This is a genomic window from Leucothrix pacifica, from assembly GCF_003172875.1.
GTDB lineage: Bacteria > Pseudomonadota > Gammaproteobacteria > Thiotrichales > Thiotrichaceae > Leucothrix > Leucothrix pacifica.
Window position 1 is genome coordinate 1 of record NZ_QGKM01000119.1, and the last position, 1,965, is coordinate 1,965.

The following is a 1,965-nucleotide window of genomic DNA, read 5'->3' on the forward strand; positions in this document are numbered from 1 at the left end:
TTTTTGTCGTGTACAGAGCTTTTATATCTATTTGATCATCGCTACTTATTTCTCTACACCGCTTTAAAGTGGGCGGCGTTCCACAGACTACATATCAAAAAACTAGTTAAACAGAAAGAGGACATAACACATGAAAAACAGTTTTTCGTTAAAGAAATTTACCGCTACAGCGGTACTGCTGAGTGCAGGTTTAATCGCATCAGGTCAAGCCTTTGCAGGCATGTGGGTCGATAACGGCGGTTTGATTCAAGATATTGATGTGCGTGATGGTTTCTTAAAAATCCACCTTGAGAATAGTCATAGTAATACGGATTCTTGCACTGGTGGTCTCGGAGGAGATGCTACTCGTTATATCGTGATTAATATGGCGAATGGTGAGAAAGAGATGCTTTACTCGGCGGTGCTATCTGCTTTTATGGGAGGCCGTGAAATTGGTTTTGGTACTGACGGGTGTGATACGAATTGGGTGGCCGGAGGCACATTTCCCAAAGCCTACAGTATTATTATTCGATCGAAGTAATATCAGGGTTTTAGGCTATGATAATGCTCATGCTATAAAACCAAAAAGAAAGAAGTACGGTGCAAGAAGGGTAGTTTGGGATAATCGCCACGAAAGGAAAATAGTGGAGCCTTACGAATTTGAAAGCGCAGCTCAGCTATTGGAAGATTTTTGGACTGATGTAGAAAGAATCATTCTTGAAGAAAAAGGTGACTTATGAAAGTAATGAATGTTGGTATTATGTCACGGGAAGACTATAAAAATAGAACAATCGCCATCGCAAGAGGCGTATATAAACCAAAGCCCAGTGAACCCAAGGTATGGTTTGAATCAATCAAGTCTTTATCTCAGGTGCTGAGTAACGAAAACCAAGAGTTGCTAAAATTGATTGTTGAGAGAAAGCCTCAATCTTTAACGGAACTTGAACAAATAAGCCATCGAAAAAAATCTAACTTATCAAGAACGTTGAAAACGCTCGAGAACTACGGAATTGTCTCTTTAACTAAAGAGAGCGGTAAGGTAGTGCCTACTGTTCAGGCAACAGACTTTGAAGTTAAATTTGGCTTAAATACAGCTGCTTACTAAATTGTTACGCCCAATAGCTGTAAAACGAGTTTGATGAATCCATGTTACAATTCCAACTACCAGCTCGCGCTGAGACAAGCAACCAACGGAGTTAAAAACATGTTGTGGTCAGAAGTATTGGCGGATGAATCACTTAAAAATCTGCCCTATAAAATAGAACTCAATGAAAGAGGGCACATCGTCATGTCACCAGCTTCTAATCGCCATGGATTTCTGCAAAGTGAACTGGTTTGGTTGTTACGTTCTCAGTTAAATAGTGGACGAGTGATTACAGAATGCTCCGTTGATACACCCAAAGGCGTTAAAGTGGCAGATGTAGCTTGGTGTAGTGATGCGTTTGTTGATGAGCATGGTGAGTCAACTCCTTATGCTACAGCTCCTGAGATTTGTGTAGAAATTTTATCACCATCCAACAGTGTTAAGGAAATGCAGGATAAAGTCCTGTTGTATCTTGCTAAAGGTGCGAAAGAGGTTTGGATTGTGAGTGATAGTGGGAAAACAGTAATTTATAAAGCTCAGGGCGAGGTTGAAAAATCGTCATTTGTTGAGCGAGTAAATCCGGTTTAATAGCCATGCCTCAAGATGCCGGCAACAAAAACTCAAACCGCGCCCCTTTCCCAAGCTCACTACTCACCGTCAATTCCGACTCATGCAGTGCTAATAACTTAGCCGCAATCGCCAGTCCCAACCCCTTACCTTCATGATAAGCCTGCGCACCATTGGTCGCCCGAAAATAAGGCTCAAACACATAAGGTAGATCCTCCGGTGCAATGCCTTGGCCAGTATCCTGAATCGCTAATCTCACCTGCAAGTTAGGTTCATTACTCACCTGAATGGTGACTGTGCCACCGGCTGGTGTATAGAGTTATGATTGAAAGTAG

At 41.8% G+C, this 1,965-nt stretch carries 4 protein-coding genes and 1 pseudogene; 4 read left to right on the forward strand and 1 reads right to left on the reverse strand.

What is annotated here, in order from left to right; all coding sequences use genetic code 11:
* Positions 1 to 130: 130 nt before the first annotated feature.
* From DKW60_RS22810 to DKW60_RS22820, 4 genes are all read left to right on the forward strand, one after another.
* Positions 131 to 520, forward strand: coding sequence for a hypothetical protein (locus tag DKW60_RS22810; protein WP_109839959.1), 390 nt, complete (start codon positions 131 to 133; stop codon positions 518 to 520).
* Positions 453 to 719: a toxin-antitoxin system TumE family protein gene (locus DKW60_RS24770; RefSeq protein WP_484170951.1), complete on the forward strand. Its 267-nt coding sequence runs from the start codon at positions 453 to 455 to the stop codon at positions 717 to 719. The genes DKW60_RS22810 and DKW60_RS24770 overlap by 68 nt, the downstream gene beginning before the upstream one ends.
* A complete protein-coding gene (locus DKW60_RS22815; protein ID WP_109839960.1) occupies positions 716 to 1,084 on the forward strand; it encodes an HVO_A0114 family putative DNA-binding protein in 369 nt (122 codons plus the stop codon). Before DKW60_RS24770 ends, DKW60_RS22815 begins: the two co-directional genes overlap by 4 nt.
* Before the next feature lie 99 nt (positions 1,085 to 1,183).
* Positions 1,184 to 1,651, forward strand: a complete 468-nt coding sequence (locus tag DKW60_RS22820) for a Uma2 family endonuclease (protein WP_109839961.1) — start codon at positions 1,184 to 1,186, stop codon at positions 1,649 to 1,651.
* Between the two features lie 10 nt (positions 1,652 to 1,661).
* Here DKW60_RS22820 and DKW60_RS22825 read toward each other — a convergent pair.
* Positions 1,662 to 1,931: pseudogene (locus DKW60_RS22825) on the reverse strand (ATP-binding protein); the annotation flags it as partial.
* Positions 1,932 to 1,965 lie beyond the last annotated feature (34 nt).

Excerpts from the sequence above, each read along its gene's own strand:
- DKW60_RS22820 (WP_109839961.1), top strand. The coding sequence starts at position 1,184 with ATGTTGTGGTCAGAAGTATTGGCGGATGAATCACTTAAAAATCTGCCC.
- DKW60_RS22810 (WP_109839959.1), top strand. The coding sequence starts at position 131 with ATGAAAAACAGTTTTTCGTTAAAGAAATTTACCGCTACAGCGGTACTG.
- DKW60_RS22815 (WP_109839960.1), top strand. The coding sequence starts at position 716 with ATGAAAGTAATGAATGTTGGTATTATGTCACGGGAAGACTATAAAAAT.